Annotated in this window: 14 protein-coding genes; 9 read left to right on the forward strand and 5 right to left on the reverse strand. The window is 51.2% G+C overall.

The genetic code is table 11. The features are described 5' to 3' along the window. The first annotated feature begins 22 nt into the window (after positions 1-22). Positions 23-706: a hypothetical protein gene (locus ACJJIS_RS09095; protein WP_444941879.1), complete on the forward strand. Its 684-nt coding sequence runs from the start codon at positions 23-25 to the stop codon at positions 704-706. An 83-nt stretch (positions 707-789) separates the two neighbouring features. On the opposite strand, the gene ACJJIS_RS09100 is transcribed toward ACJJIS_RS09095, so the two are convergent. After that, the gene (locus tag ACJJIS_RS09100; protein WP_413665631.1) at positions 790-1167 is read right to left on the reverse strand and encodes a hypothetical protein; all 378 of its coding nucleotides are present in this window, start codon (positions 1165-1167) and stop codon (positions 790-792) included. 681 nt (positions 1168-1848) lie between these two features. Between ACJJIS_RS09100 and ACJJIS_RS09105 the strand changes: the two genes are divergently transcribed. Beyond that, the gene (locus ACJJIS_RS09105; RefSeq protein WP_475710063.1) at positions 1849-3810 is read left to right on the forward strand and encodes a GMC family oxidoreductase; all 1962 of its coding nucleotides are present in this window, start codon (positions 1849-1851) and stop codon (positions 3808-3810) included. Between the two features lie 46 nt (positions 3811-3856). Here ACJJIS_RS09105 and asnS read toward each other — a convergent pair whose 3' ends face one another. From asnS to ACJJIS_RS09120, 3 genes are all read right to left on the reverse strand, one after another. Then, the gene (asnS, locus tag ACJJIS_RS09110) at positions 3857-5263 is read right to left on the reverse strand and encodes an asparagine--tRNA ligase (RefSeq protein ID WP_282932626.1); all 1407 of its coding nucleotides are present in this window, start codon (positions 5261-5263) and stop codon (positions 3857-3859) included. A 199-nt stretch (positions 5264-5462) separates the two neighbouring features. Then, positions 5463-5936, reverse strand: a complete 474-nt coding sequence (locus ACJJIS_RS09115) for a L,D-transpeptidase family protein (protein ID WP_475710064.1) — start codon at positions 5934-5936, stop codon at positions 5463-5465. Positions 5937-6103: 167 nt separating this feature from the next. Further along, positions 6104-6400: a hypothetical protein gene (locus ACJJIS_RS09120; RefSeq protein ID WP_282932628.1), complete on the reverse strand. Its 297-nt coding sequence runs from the start codon at positions 6398-6400 to the stop codon at positions 6104-6106. A 264-nt stretch (positions 6401-6664) separates the two neighbouring features. Here ACJJIS_RS09120 and ACJJIS_RS09125 point away from each other — a divergent pair, with 264 nt between their 5' ends. From ACJJIS_RS09125 to ACJJIS_RS09145, 5 genes are all read left to right on the forward strand, one after another. After that, positions 6665-8299: an alpha/beta hydrolase gene (locus ACJJIS_RS09125; protein ID WP_475710065.1), complete on the forward strand. Its 1635-nt coding sequence runs from the start codon at positions 6665-6667 to the stop codon at positions 8297-8299. A gap of 51 nt (positions 8300-8350) precedes the next feature. Then, on the forward strand, positions 8351-9592 hold the full coding sequence (locus ACJJIS_RS09130; protein WP_444912943.1) for a lipoprotein-releasing ABC transporter permease subunit: 1242 nt from the start codon (positions 8351-8353) through the stop codon (positions 9590-9592). Between the two features lie 61 nt (positions 9593-9653). After that, on the forward strand, positions 9654-10406 hold the full coding sequence (gene lolD, locus ACJJIS_RS09135) for a lipoprotein-releasing ABC transporter ATP-binding protein LolD (protein WP_282932629.1): 753 nt from the start codon (positions 9654-9656) through the stop codon (positions 10404-10406). Next, on the forward strand, positions 10399-11658 hold the full coding sequence (locus ACJJIS_RS09140) for a lipoprotein-releasing ABC transporter permease subunit (RefSeq protein WP_444936008.1): 1260 nt from the start codon (positions 10399-10401) through the stop codon (positions 11656-11658). The genes lolD and ACJJIS_RS09140 overlap by 8 nt, the downstream gene beginning before the upstream one ends. Before the next feature lie 50 nt (positions 11659-11708). Then, complete coding sequence (locus tag ACJJIS_RS09145; RefSeq protein ID WP_475710066.1) at positions 11709-12080, forward strand: hypothetical protein; 372 nt, start codon at positions 11709-11711, stop codon at positions 12078-12080. Here the strand turns inward: ACJJIS_RS09145 and ACJJIS_RS09150 are convergent. Beyond that, on the reverse strand, positions 12077-12601 hold the full coding sequence (locus tag ACJJIS_RS09150) for a DUF2062 domain-containing protein (protein WP_413665638.1): 525 nt from the start codon (positions 12599-12601) through the stop codon (positions 12077-12079). The genes ACJJIS_RS09145 and ACJJIS_RS09150 overlap by 4 nt on opposite strands. Positions 12602-12913: 312 nt before the next feature. On the opposite strand from ACJJIS_RS09150, the gene ACJJIS_RS09155 reads away from it, so the two are divergent. Next, the gene (locus ACJJIS_RS09155) at positions 12914-13594 is read left to right on the forward strand and encodes a GntR family transcriptional regulator (RefSeq protein ID WP_444933083.1); all 681 of its coding nucleotides are present in this window, start codon (positions 12914-12916) and stop codon (positions 13592-13594) included. 3 nt (positions 13595-13597) lie between these two features. Continuing rightward, the gene (gene prpB, locus ACJJIS_RS09160) at positions 13598-14476 is read left to right on the forward strand and encodes a methylisocitrate lyase (protein ID WP_444933084.1); all 879 of its coding nucleotides are present in this window, start codon (positions 13598-13600) and stop codon (positions 14474-14476) included. Positions 14477-14552: the final 76 nt, after the last annotated feature.

Raw genomic sequence — 14552 nt, forward strand, 5'->3', positions numbered from 1 at the left:
TGAGCTTTTTCTGGGAGAGCTTATGGATCTGACTATTTCTATTTTAGGGCATGCACTTACAGCTATCGCGGCTCTTTTGGCAATTCATGGGAAGACATGGGATGAAACCCAAATTGGCCTGAAAAGGGTAACCAGGATAGGCGGTGTTGCAGCCGGGGTGGCAGTTGTTGGTCTGGCGCTTTCAATCTTTCAGACTATCGATAAGTATCAGGAAAAAGCTGCTTATAAGGAATATGCAATTTCAAAAATTGAAAAGGGGTGGAGCAATCTTTTTGTTCCCTTTGAGGCGCTCCACTACCAGGTGACAGGCTTGAAACCCAAAAAGGGGGAGCACCTGGAGTTTGCCGAGTTGGTATTGAAGGAAAATCTATTGGCCAGCTTTGATAAGGTGGACTTTAAAGAAGTTCATCGATTCCCCAAGTTTGGGACAGTTGGGAATATGGTTTGTGCACAAACACTTTCAGGTATGGGGACGGTTTCCAGATATATTGAAGAGTACTCAGATCATTTGGATTTAGAAATCAAGGCTTCGGTAGAGGAGTTGCAGTTAATGCCTGCTTTTTCCACACTAATACGATTTGGTGGCTGTCCCGGTATTAAGGGGCGCTCAGTCAACGATCCTGATCGTTATCAGGGGAAATTTGATACTCCGGAAATGCGAGCTTACATCAGGAAGTTAATCGCATTTCAGAAATTAATAGGCTAGGGGGTAAGTACTTAGTGGAGAGATAGCAAAACGGCAGCTCAATAGCATACCGTTTTGCAGTCGGCTGTGATCATGGTCATATATCAGACGGCTCGACCTTGCTTCTTGAATATTGTGATGGCGCTGATAGTGAGTTCCTTGACTAAAGCCTCAAATTTTTGCAACGGCATATTTCTAGCCGGAGCAATATTCAATAGGTGCTCGCTGACTTGAACGAGTTTCAACCCTTTGGGGGGGTGAATGTGGGCGGGAAATCTACAAACCCATCCTGTTAGTGGTAGTTTGTTGATAGCTTCTCTATCGAGAGCTTGAATTCCTTTGCCGTTAGCAATGATTACTTCGATATCATCAAGGTGGGTGGTATCAATGTTTTGGGGTTTTCTTGGTGTTGAGTTAGGTTTTCTAAAACTCTCGAGTTTTAAAAGTTCTTCGTAGGTGATATAGAGCTCTTTTCCAGACATTCTGATCTCCTTCTCACGGTCATCAACTAAAACTTGTGTCCGATGCTCCTGAGGATTTTGGGTTGAATCGGATCGCTTTTATTTTTTAGTGTTTATTAATCTAGTTGTTATTCCAAGAATCGCAATCAAATTCGATGATTGCATCATATAGACAGATTGATACTTTGGGCAATGTTTTAAGCTCTCAATAGGGGGGCTAAGAATATTCCAGCGACTGATTGTGTAGAAAATTCACGAAAACCGCCGTTGTGATCTGAGTTTGTTACTTGCCGGACTGGGGGGTTATTATTTTAAGCGTTGGCGTAATGCTTAAAATAATAAACTGCCTTGCAGTTATTCAAATTTATTTATGTTTCCTTTTTGAGGTGGTGTTTGAAGGTTTATCTGGCTGATTGAATTTTGAAGCGTGACCTTTGATTTTGGCTAGCTTAAAAACTCGTTTTCCTTTTATTTGATGCCTCACAGGTGCTTCTCTTCTGGGGTCTCCAGGTGGAATGGGAGAGGTTTATTTAATTTCATTTAAGAAGTCTTGCGTCGATATATCTTTTAGGCATGTGATACATCCTCGCGCTGGTAAGTAGGTCGAGTTTTAGATTAAAGCAATCCCTGTAAGACAGAATTGCAAAAGCTGGCGTGCATAATGCTTATCTCGGATACAACGTATAAAAATGGATAAGCACTATGGAAGAGAAGGATTCGATTGACAAGAAAGTGTCGAGCAAAAAAATTAGCCGTAGAAATTTTACTAAAGGAGCGGTGCAACTGGGTATTGCTGCCAGCGCGGCTTCGACAGGATTGGTTTCCGCTCTCTCAATGTTGGATCGGAATTTCTATGATCAATATGACTACGTGATTGTTGGGTCGGGTGCGGGTGGGGGGCCATTAGCGGTAAATTTAGCAAAGGCGGGATTTTCTGTTTTGGTGTTGGAAGCTGGTGCTGACGATCCCAGTGATGACACCCATAATATTCCAGCATGGCACCCCTTCGCGTCTGAAGACCCCAAATTGAGCTGGGACTTTTTTGTTAAGCATTATGCAGATATCAATCAGCAGAAACTGGACGAAAAATACGTTTCCGGGAAGGGAATCCTCTACCCACGGGCGAGTACTATCGGTGGTTGTACCACGCACCACGCACTGATTACGGTCTATCCACATAACAATGATTTTGACCGCATAGCACGGGATACAGGGGATATTTCCTGGGATAGCGCAAACATGCGGCGATATTTTGAGCGTTTAGAGCGTTGTGAATATGTGCCCCGCCCAATTTTCTCCAATCCATCTCGCCACGGTTTTGATGGTTGGCTGCCCACGAATCGCGGCAACCCCGCGTTGTTGCTGGAAGACCCGGCGATCTTGAAAGTTGCGCAGGCTGCGCTGGCCAAGTATGGGCTCGAAGGGGCCCTGGAAAAAATTATCAGCGGCAATCTTCGCCTGGATATCAATCATTGGGACGTGGCCAGTGGCCAGGAAGGGCCTTTTATCGCCCCTATGGCAGCAGATAGTCGAAACCGCCGTACCAGTGTGCGCGAATACCTCTTAGATACCCAGTCAGTTTACCCAAACTTGCTTCATATTCGTACAAATTCACTGGCAACTCGTGTGTTGTTTGAGGGGAATACTGCTGTTGGAGTGGAGTTTTTAGAAGGGGCGAGCCTGTATAAGGCAGACCCTTACCATGACGAAAGCGGTACTGCCGGAGTCTTGAGGCAAGTGCGGGCAAATCGCGAGGTTATCTTGTCTGGAGGGGCCTTCAATAGCCCGCAACTTCTCAAATTGTCGGGAATTGGTCCCGCCCATGAGCTCCGAGATCACGGCATAGAGCCCTTGGTAGATCTGCCTGGGGTAGGAGAGAACCTCCAGGATCGCTACGAGGTCGGAATCGTTAGTGAGATGAGTGAGGATCTTGCCCTTCTTAAAGATTGCACTTGGGGGGAGGGGAATGATCCCTGCTTAAATCGCTATCGCTATGGCTGGTTCAATCAGGGGCCCTACAGTGGAAATGGTCCGGTATTGTCTCTAGTCAAACGTTCCAAACCGGAGCTGGAAGATCCCGACTTGTTTATTTTCGGAGTGCCCTCCGATTTCCACGGATACTTTCCCGGGTACTCCCAGGCGTTGCGGGACTACAAAGACCGTTTCTCCTGGATTGTACTGAAAGGCCATACGAACAATACCGCCGGGCGTGTGACCCTGCAATCTGCTGATCCCAGGGATACGCCGGAAATCAACTTCCACTATTTTGGTGAGGGTAATGATGCTCTGGGAGAAGACCTTCAGGCAGTTGTTGAGGGGGTAAAAATTTCCAGGGATATTATGTCGGGCCCTATTGTGAACAAGCAGGTCTCCAGGGAATTATTGCCCGGTAATGAGGTTCAATCAGATCAGCAAATTGGCGATTTTGTTAAGAACCAAGCTTGGGGGCATCACGCTTCCTGTTCCAATAAAATGGGGCCTGCCAGTGATCCTATGGCAGTTGTCGACAGTAAATTCCGGGTTCACGGCACCAATAATTTAAGGGTAGTGGATGCTTCGGTGTTCCCCCGAATCCCCGGTTTCTTCATTGTGGTGCCGGTCTATATGATCAGTGAAAAGGCGAGCGATGACATCATTGCTACAGCAACTGGGCAGAGCGCTTGAGGATTTGTATGTGAAATAAAAAGCCCCGCAACGCGGGGCTTTTTATTTAGAACGAGATGTTCTTCGGTGTGCGCGGGAAGGGGATTACATCGCGGATGTTGCCCATGCCGGTCACGTAGGACACGATGCGATCAAAGCCCAGGCCAAAGCCCGCATGAGGCACGGTGCCGTAGCGGCGGAGGTCGCGATACCAGTCCAGGTGTTCCTTGGGTACATTCATTTCATCCATACGCTCATCGAGCTTCTCCAAACGCTCTTCACGTTGGGCGCCGCCGATAATTTCGCCGATTCCCGGTGCCAGAACGTCCATTGCGGCAACAGTTTTACCATCGTCGTTCATGCGCATGTAGAAGGCTTTAATATCCTTCGGATAGTTCATCACGATAACTGGCTTTTTGAAGTGCTTCTCTGCCAGGTAACGCTCATGCTCAGAGGCCAGATCAATACCCCAGGATACGGGGAACTCGAACTTCTCTTTGCAGCTTTCCAGGATTTCAATCGCTTCGGAGTAGTTGATGCGGGCGAAATCGTTGTCGACGATATTCTCCAGGCGACTGATAGCCTCCTTGTCGATGCGCTGGGCAAAGAAGGCCATATCATCGGCGCGCTCTTCCAGTACCGCCTTGGATACATACTTCAGCATTTGCTCGGAGAGATCGGCTACATCTGCCAGGTCTGCAAAGGCAACTTCCGGCTCAACCATCCAGAACTCTGCCAGGTGGCGAGTGGTATTGGAGTTTTCTGCACGGAAGGTGGGGCCGAAGGTGTACACCTTGGACATGGCCAGGCAGTAGCTCTCAACATTCAGCTGGCCGGATACAGTGAGGAAGCTCTCTTCGCCGAAGAAGTCCTTGCTGTAGTCCACCGCACCTTTATCTGTGCGCGGCAAGTTCTCCATATCCAGGGTGCTAACCCGGAACATCTCCCCGGCACCTTCACAGTCAGAAGCGGTGAGAATTGGGGTGTGCACGTAGAGGAAGCCGTTCTCGTGATAAAAACGGTGGATCGCTTGTGCGATACAGTTACGTACGCGGGCCACGGCACCACTGACATTGGTGCGCGGGCGCAGGTGAGCGTGTTCGCGCAAGTGCTCCATAGTGTGGCGCTTGGGGGACATGGGATAGGTATCCGGGTCTTCCACCCAGCCGACAACCTGGACTTCGGTGGCGAGCAGTTCGATAGACTGACCCTTGCCTTCGGATGGTTTGATGGTACCGAGGATATCTACCGCGCAGCCGGTAGTCAGGCGCTGCACTTCTGACTGGTAATTGTGCAGGTGATTCTCAGCAACCACCTGGATCGGATCAAAGCAGCTGCCGTCGTGTACGGCCAGGAAAGAGAGGCCGGCTTTGGAGTCGCGGCGGGTTCTGATCCAGCCTTGAACGCGGACTTCTTCGCCCTCGCGACCGCTGGATTTCAATAGGCTATCTACGGATTCGACTTTTACTGTCATTTTCTATCGGTTTCTCATTAGTCCGGAAGGTGGTGTTCTGTCAGCTTGCCTAAAAGTTGACCACCCCACCAAGGTGAAGTTACGGCGGGCATATTGACTGGTTGTAGAGGGGAAATCCAGTCCCTTGGCTATCGGGCAGCTCTTCAAAATCTCCCTAAGGACTTTGAAGAGCTGTTATGGCCTCTATATTGGTGATGTCTCACCAGCGGATTGCAATGGGGGTGCCGATTTTTACGAGAGCCATAAACTCATCCATCTCGTCATTGGTAAGGGCAATACAACCATCGGTCCAGTTAAAACGTTGGGTGATTGGAGCGAACCAGCCCAGTCGATTGCGCTGGCCATGGATCATAATGAAGCCACCTGGAGAGACTCCCCGAGCCTCAGCTTGAGCGCGGTCTTCGGCATTGGGGTAGGAGATATGCATTGCCCGATAATAAGAGGAGTCTTCTTTTTTGTAATCCAGCGTGTAGTGTCCCTCAGGGGTTTTTTCATCGCCTTCCTGCTGCTTGTGTCCTTGGGGTTGCCCGCCGAAGGCTACATGGTAGCTCTTTATAACCTTGTCGCCATCGAGCAAGTGCATTTTGTTTTCGGACTTAATCACTTCCACCAGAGTGACTTCAGCCTGGGCAATAGTGGTTAATGCAAAAAACAGAATGGCGATATAGCGCACGGCTTGTAACACCGGTTGGAGGTGGTTGCTTCAGGTTGCTGTGATCTTAAATTTCCGAATCAGCAAAAGGGTGGGGCTGAATTATCTTGCAGCTGCAGCTAGAGTGGGGTGCTTCACTTTGGGTGAGGCAGGCAGATTCAGTTGAGCGCCTGCCAGGATGTGCTAGATCAGCCGCTGGGTTTTTTCACTGTGTGTAGGACGGTGTCCTGTTCAAAGAAAACGTAGAACTCGCCGTATTCCCAGCGCGTGATAGCGGGTTCGCCAATTGGCCCTTCAATACCAAGGGGTTCTCCCAGGCGTGAGGTCACATCATGTTTTTTAAGCCCACGGACTTCTTCAATGGTGAGCTCCCCACCCTGGGTGCCTACGGGTACTTCAATGGTTGTCGCCTGGGCGCCAAAAGTAAGAAGTAGAGCCATTGAGCCAGCGAGACAATTCAATCCGCTGCGGAGTCTGCTGAACATTTTTTGTTCTCCGATGTAGATGTTCCATTAGCCGTCCCATTAAAACAGAATTTCCGCCAATGCTCCTGTTATTCTTCACGTTTTCGCGCCAAGAATAGAAATAAATGCGCCTCTTTGGAATGTTAGGTGCCATGAGTTGATGGCTAAATTCTTGCAGCGCTACTACTTCGAATTTTGATGCGATTTAACAGAAGACGGCTTGGCTGGCTGTATCGGCGCCTATGCTAGGCTGTTAATTATGCTTGGCTTGTCGAGCGGACAAGAATGAGGCTGGTTAAAACCTTTTCAATTCTCGGCCTTCTGATCGGTTCCATCTGCTTTGCGCTTTCCCTTACCCCTTCCCTTGTTCCTCGCAGTGACTTTATGCAGGGAATATTGGCCGGCGTTGCGTTCTTTGTAGGCTATGTCTTCGGGGTCATTCTTAGTTGGCTCTGGAAATACCTGGGTATTCCAAATCTGGCGGTTTCTCCATGGCAGAGGCGCTTATTTGATCGGAGCGTATTGGCTGTATGTCTCTTGGTTATCCTTTTATCTCTTTGGCAGGGAGTGAGGTGGCAGAACTCGATCCGTGCTCTTATGAGCATGGAGCAGGTGGGGTCCGTAGGACCGATTACTGTAGCTATGACCGCACTACTCATGTTCCTGGTTTTGTGGTGCCTGGGAAAAGGGTTTCAGCGAATAGTCCTCCTGGTGGCCTGCTATGTGGAGCAGCATGTGCCCGAGCGAGTGGCGATGCTTGTGGGTGTATTAGCGGCTGTGCTTCTTTACTGGGCTGTTTTTAATGGTGTGCTGTTAAAAGCAGGATTGCATGTAATTTCATCGACCTATCAGCGGCTAGATAATTCATATGCAAAAAGTATTTCTCCACCGGCCGACCCCAACCTTCCTGGCGGCGCCAATTCGCTGATCAAGTGGGATGACATTGGCAATCAGGGGCGCCGGTTCTTAACGCTGGGGCCGACAGAAGAAGAAATAAAAGAGGTGGCTGGCTCTGCAGTACAGCCCATCAGGGTTTTCGTTGGGCTTGATAGTGCTTCGACGCCCATGAAGAGCGCTCAGTTGGCGCTGGAGGAATTAAAGCGGGTTGGTGCATTCAGGCGTGAGATCTTGTTAGTGGCAACTCCAACCGGCGCCGGCTGGGTTGATCCCGGTGCTGTAAATTCTTTAGAGTTTTTGTATCGAGGTAATACCGCCACTGTTGCGGCGCAGTATTCCTATTTATCCAGCCCGATAGCGCTGATGGCGGATGATTCTGAGGGGCTTGAGTCGGCGCGAGCATTGTTTAAGGTCATTTATGATTATTGGGCTGAGTTGCCAGAAGATGAGCGGCCCCGAGTTTACTTGTTTGGCCTCAGTCTTGGCGCTCAACTTTCCGAAGACTCCTTCGACTTTTATGACATTATCGATGACCCGATTGATGGAGCCCTTTGGGCTGGGCCGCCCCTCGGTGTAGGCATGTGGAGCCGGATTGTCAGAAATCGAGATCCGGGCACTCCCGCCTGGTTGCCAGAGTTCAAAGGGGGAGAGGTGGTGCGCTTTGGTAATCAGTACGGAGGCTATATTGGCCGTGAGCCATGGGGTGAGTTCAGGATTGCATTTTTGCAGCACGCCAGTGACCCGATAGTATTCTTTAGTGTGCGCTGGGCGCTGGAAAGGCCCGACTGGTTGAACCATCCCAGAGGACCTGATGTATCGCCGGATCTCCAGTGGTACCCTCTAGTTACCGGCTTGCAGCTGCTGGCAGACTTAAATGTAGGGCTCGCTCCGTTATCTTTTGGCCATCGGTATACCCCGTGGGGATACACCTTAGCGTGGCTCGCCCTTACAGAGCCAGAGGAGTGGGATGAGGAGGCGTTGAAGCGCCTGAAGGCCCAGCTCAAGACTTACAACGTTCGGTAAACTTGCCTAAATCTTTGGATTTCCTGACGTTTTTCCGTTTAAATCGACCCTATGTTAAAACCTGTTCCCCTATTTATTGGTCTGCGCTACGTGGCTGCCCGCCGCAGGCAGCAGTTTATTTCCTTTATCAATGGCTTTTCTCTACTGGGAATGGCCCTTGGTGTTTTTGCGTTGATTGTTGTCGCTTCTGTTATGAACGGCTTCGATCGTGAGCTTAAAACCCGAATACTAAGTGTTGTACCTCACGGCTTTGTCGAGCGGGAAGGCGGCCTTGTGGACTGGGAGACACCTGCACGGCAGTTGGAAGCTCAGCCACATGTCGAAGCGACCAGCCCTTTTGTGAATGGCTATGCCCTCTTGAGTGCTCATGGCAGCAGTCACGGTGCCCAGTTCCAAGGTGTGGAACCGCAAGCGCTGCGCAAGGTGTCTACCGTCGGTGAGCATATGGTGATGGGTAACCTGGATTTGCTCGAGCCTCGCAGCTATGGGGTGGTTCTGGGGCGAATCCTTGCCCATCAGCTCAATGTGATTCCCGGAGATTCGGTAATACTGACCCTGCCAGAAGTCAGCGTGACCCCCGCTGGTATATTCCCGAGAACAAAGCGTTTCACGGTTGCCGGTGTTTTCTCTGTGGGTGCGCAGGTGGATCAGAATCTCGCGCTGATCAATATTGAAGATGCTGCGCGTCTGACCCGGATGACGGGTAAGGTCCAGGGGCTGCAGTTGCGCTTTGACGATATGGACAATGCGCTGGGGCTTGTTTCTGTTTATGCAAATGAGCTGGGCGAGGGTTTTCAGGGTGAAGATTGGGGGGATTCCCAGGGAAGTCTTTTCCAGGCAGTTAAAATGGAAAAGACCGTTGTCACGTTGATGCTGATGATCATTGTCGCCGTGGCCGCATTCAATATTGTCTCCGCATTAGTGCTGATGGTTGCGGATAAGCGCTCCGATATTGCAGTGTTGCGAACATTGGGGCTGACCTCCCGTCAGATTATGGCGGTATTTGTGATTCAGGGCAGTGCCATTGGCATTATCGGCGCTTTTGCCGGTGCTGTTTTAGGCATCGTGATAGCGATGAACCTGACTGAAATGGTGAGCTGGATTGAGTCGGTAGTAGGCGCCAAGATATTTGATCCCCGTGTTTTCTTTGTTAGTTACCTGCCTTCTGAATTCCGTGTCGGCGATGCAGTGGTGGTGTTAACGGCGGCAATTTGTATGAGCCTGCTGGCAACGATATTTCCTGCCTGGCGAGCGGCACAGATTGAGCCGGCGGAAGCTTTGCGTTACGAATAATTTATATAAGTCGGCCTGTTTTGGTGTGATTTATAGATGTTGAGAGACAGCGAATAATTTGATGAACAGTCGAGTGGAAATAGATACGGAAAAAGCGCAGCCAGCTCCGGCCCCGGATGGTGCTGTTTTGGCTTGTCGGCAATTGCGCAAACATTATCGCCAGGGAGGCCGGGACCTGGAGGTTCTGAGTGGTGTTGAGCTTGAGGTAAAGCGGGGCGAGAAATTGGCCATCGTCGGCGCTTCTGGCTCTGGTAAATCGACACTGCTCAACTTGCTTGGTGGCCTCGATACTCCAAGCTCCGGTGAGGTCTGGGTTGCAGGTAAGAATCTCGCTGAACTCAACGCCAATGAGCGGGGCTGGTTGAGAAATAGCAGTCTCGGTTTTGTATACCAGTTTCACCATTTGCTTAACGAGTTTTCCGCCCTGGAAAATGTTGCCATGCCACTACTGATCGGCAAGCGTTCAGTTGCCGAAGCCCGCAAAGAGGCCGAGGCGATGCTCACGGCGGTAGGCCTGGGTGAGCGCATGGGGCACAAGCCATCACAGCTTTCTGGCGGTGAACGGCAGCGGGTGGCCATTGCCCGGGCACTGGTGACAAGGCCTGCCTGTGTTTTGATGGATGAACCCACCGGCAATCTGGATCGGGCTACGGCGGCAGAGATCCACAAGTTGATGGATCGCTTGAATCAGGAGATGGGAATTAGCTTTGTGATCGTTACCCATGACCCGGATCTGGCGGCGGCCCTGGATCGCTGTCTGCATCTGATCGATGGGCGGCTGACCGCTGACTGGCACCAGGGTGATCATGTTTAAGCCTCTTCCCGCCTATATTGGGCTTCGCTATGCCGGTGCCCAGCGCAGAAATGACGATTCGGCCGGTTTGGTCTCATTCATTTCCGGTTTATCGATGATTGGTTTGATCCTCGGTGTCGCCCTGATGATTGTGGTGATGTCGGTGATGAATGGTTTTGACCGGGAGTTGCGCGAGCGAATCCTGGGAATCATGCCCCATGTCACTATTTACAACGGGAGCCCTGATGTGGATTGGGCCCAGTTGCGCCAACAATTGGTTTCTGACCCTGCGGTTCTCTCTGCGGCAGAAGTGTGGCAGGTCAATGCGCTTGCCAGGCGTGGGGCTGAAGTGACGCCGCTGTTGGTGCAGGGGGTCAACCCGGAGACAATTACTGAAGTTTCCAATATCGGGGACTTCCTTGAATCCTCATCCTTCGATGCCTTGCTTGACCCATCTGAACCGGGTGTGGTTCTGGGTAAAGGGCTCGCTGAGAAGTTGGGGGTTGAGGCGGGTGATTACCTTTCCCTGATTGTACCAAATAACGATAGTGCCACCGGTGCACGCAAGGCAGCCAGGGTTGCTGGATTTAAAGTGGCGCAGGTTTTTCACTCTGGCACTGTATTGGATCAATCTCTCGCCCTGGTTGCCTGGCAGCAGGCCAGGACTCTGGCTGGAGGTAGCGGTGGGGCAGGGGTCCAGTTACGGGTCAATGAAATGCTCGAGGCCAACTGGATTATGCGGCGTCTTCTGCAAGACCTGCCTCGGGGCAATTTCTACGGCACTGATTGGAGCCGAACCCACGGCAACCTCTACCAGGCTATTCAGATGTCCCGCAACCTGGTGGGGTTACTGGTTTTCCTGATTATTGCGATTGCCGCTTTTAATGTGGTTTCCACTTTGGTAATGGTGGTTATCGATAAGCATGCTGATATCGCCATCCTCCGTACCATGGGTGCCAGTACCCGACAGATTTTGCTGACTTTTGTGAGTCAGGGGGCGCTGGTCGGGCTTGTGGGGGCTGTAGTTGGCGGTGCGTTGGGGGTGTTAGGCTCGCTGACGGTGACCAAATTGGTAGCGGGGCTGGAGTCAATGCTCGGCATTCAGTTCCTAAAGTCTGATGTCTATCCCGTGGATTATTTGCCGTCCCAGTTGGTATGGGCAGACGTGGCACTGGTTGTGGCGGCGGGCTTTCTACTTAGCTTGCTGGCAACTTTGTATCCGGCCTTTAAGGCCAGTCGGGTTCAGCCGGCAGCGGCCTTGCGCAATGAATAAGTCGGGCCGGGCTTTTGGGTAGGGTATCAATTATTAGAAGATATCTACCGGTGCCCGCCGCAATTTTGGCTTGGGTGCTGGCTGCCTGTTTTACCTTGATGCTGGATGGGTGGTACCTAAGGGTTTTTTGTCCGCCTGATATGCGTAGTGGTTCCGTTTGCTACGCAGAGGGGTGGGAGATCTGGCCCATTTGGATTGTTTCACTGGGAGCGGTACTTTCAGCGTTTATGGTAGTGTGGGCGGCAGCGTTGGCTGCGGCTACCGCCAAAATTAAGGTGGCCCGCAAGGCTTTATTTGTTGGAGCTATTGCAGCTCTGGTGCTAGGTGCTCTTACCGAGTATTACCTGCAGGCATTGCTGGCAATTGCTTCAGGGGCTTTTGCCTGTTGGTGCCTGCAGAGGGTTTACAGTGGGAAAAGTTAACTGACCGCTGATCGCCTTTGGATTCGCAATTTCCATCTTTTCACAACGTGCCAGCGCCAGAGGGCACGCATGGCAAAATAGGCCACTGTCGCAAAGAATGCCCCGGCAATCAGAGAGCCGGTAAATAGTGGCAGCCAGATCTTCCCGACTTCACTGGTCAACCATTCCCACGACAGTTCGATGCTGAAATCCACCGGTGGCGCCCCCAGAACCCAGGCGCCGAGCTTGTAAGTGCTAAAGAAAATAGCCGGCATGGTGATCGGGTTACTGATCCATACAAGAATCATCGACAAAGGTAGATTGCAGCGCAGCCAAAGTGCGAGCAGAGCGGCAATAACCATTTGCCCTGGCAAAGGGAGGAAGCTGGTAAATACGCCAACCGCAAATGCGACCGAGACTGAGTGTCGGTTCAAATGAAAAAGGTTGGGGTCGTGGAGAAGAGTCCCCAGAAATTTGAGGCCATTGTTGGCTCTAACTTCTTCGGGGCTTGGCAGCCATCGCCTGATAATACTCTTCGGCATAACTCTGTCTGTAACCTGGGTGGTGGCAGCCTAAAACAAGCGCTGTTCCGAGGCCTGGATATTCTTTCTGTGGGATTTTCCCTAAGCCCCAAATAAAGCATAGAGCGCTCGCGTTAGTCGAACAGGCTCATCTGGCGCGGGCGCTATTATGCCCACTTAAACATGGCAAGACTACTGCTCTGTTGAAAGTCACCTATTTTGCCCTATTGTCAACAATCCTTAATGTTTAATCGGGGATGCCTGCAGTTGACGAGAGAATGCTGGTGATTTAATGTCATGCCCCATTAAGATTGTCGACAATCTAGGTCTTGCATGACTGTAGTTGGTACTGCCGGTTCAGCTTCAGAGGAGCGTCAAAGCCTTGCTGAACGCTTATTTCTGACTTTGCGCGCTGAAATTGTGGAGGGGCAAATCGCCTCTGGCAGCAAAATTAGCGAGCCGGAACTGGCGCGCCGATTTAATGCCAGTCGCGGGAGTTTGCGCGAAGCAGTGATGCGCCTGGAGTCTTTGGGGCTGCTGGAACGCAAGGTCAATATTGGAGCAAGGGTTGTAGAGTTAAGTGAGCGCGGCTTACTGGAACTCTATGAAGTTCGTGAAGCCCTTGAGGGTATGGCTTGCCGTCTGGCAGCGGAACAGCGCACCGAGGAAGACCTGGTTGAGCTGCGCCAAATGCTCTACCACCATGAGCAGCAGGAAGAGCTGCAGGCCGGTAAGGCGTACTTCCAGCCGGAAGGGGATTTTGATTTTCATTTCCGTATCGTGCAGGCATCAAAGAATGATCTTCTGATCGATACCCTGTGCAATCGACTTTATTACCGTGTTCGTATGTATCGCTACCAATTGGGGATGGCCAGTCCCCGGGCCCAGCGGGCTTTCCGCGAGCACAACCATATTATTGAGGCCATTGAGGCCGGGGATGGTGAGCTGGCGGAGCTATTAATGCGCCGGCATATCCGCGCCTCGAGAATAAACATTGAAAAGAAACTGAGGTAGAGCATGAGCCAAAAGCCTTCTGCTGGCGCGCGTTTCCGCGCTGCACTCGCCGAGAATCAACCGCTGCAAGTGGTTGGTACCATCAACGCCTATTCCGCCATTATGGCCGAACGTATTGGTCACAAGGCGATTTACCTTTCTGGCGCCGGTGTTGCCAACGCCTCCTACGGTCTGCCGGACTTGGGTATGACCAGTCTCGATAATGTACTGGAGGATGTGCGCCGCATAACTGCTGCCAGTGAGTTGCCGCTTTTAGTGGATATCGATACTGGTTGGGGTGGCGCTTTCAACATTTCCCGCACCATTAAAGATATGATCCGCGCTGGTGCCGCTGCGGTACACATCGAAGATCAGGTAGCGCAGAAGCGCTGTGGCCATCGCCCGAATAAAGAGATTGTTTCCAAGCAGGAGATGGTCGACCGTATCAAAGCGGCGGTAGATGCCCGTACCGATGACGATTTCTTTGTAATGGCTCGCACCGACGCCTTTGCACAGGAAGGGCTCGATGCGGCTATTGAACGCGCCCAGGCTTGTATTGAGGCTGGCGCCGACGGCATTTTCGCGGAAGCAGTTACTGAACTTGAGCACTATCGTGCCTTTAAGGACGCGCTAAATGTGCCGATTTTGGCGAATATTACCGAGTTTGGTAAAACCAAGCTGTATAACGCCAAAGATTTGGGCGAAGCGGGCGCAGATATCGTACTGTATCCACTGTCGGCGTTCCGTGCGATGAACCGCGCGGCGGAAAATGTTTATACCAGTATCCTGCAAAATGGCGATCAGCAAGCGGTTGTCGACACCATGCAGACTCGTGAGGAGCTGTACGATTACCTGAATTATCACGAGTTTGAACAGAAGCTGGACGAACTTTTCAATAAGTAGGCATTACGGAGTTATTCATAGGCTCCCAAGCAGCCCGGTGCGAAAGCCGGGCGCTGCGCTTTCAATTGGATGAACA

This window comes from Microbulbifer maximicatervae (SeqCode), assembly GCF_056231245.1.